Source organism: Domibacillus indicus, assembly GCF_023715895.1.
Taxonomy (GTDB): Bacteria; Bacillota; Bacilli; order Bacillales; family Domibacillaceae; genus Domibacillus; species Domibacillus indicus_A.
In genome coordinates this window covers 1-228 of the sequence record NZ_JAMBOO010000161.1, presented here as the reverse complement: position 1 = coordinate 228, position 228 = coordinate 1, and the positions used below count along the sequence as shown (strand labels likewise).

At 53.5% G+C, this 228-nt stretch carries 1 rRNA gene; it reads left to right on the top strand.

What is annotated here, in order from left to right:
* Positions 1 to 228 (top strand): 23S ribosomal RNA (locus M3221_RS26085); the annotation flags it as partial.

The following is a 228-nucleotide window of genomic DNA, read 5'->3' as shown; positions in this document are numbered from 1 at the left end:
TTCCTGAGGAAGGCTCGTCCTCTCAGGGTTAGTCGGGACCTAAGCCGAGGCCGAAAGGCGTAGGCGATGGATAACAGGTTGATATTCCTGTACCACCAAGCATCGTTTGAGTGATGGGGGGACGCAGAAGGATAGGAGATCACGCAGCTGGATACGCGTGTTTAAGCAGTCAGGCTGGAAATGAGGCAAATCCCGTTTCCATTAAGGCTGAGCTGTGATGACGAGGGA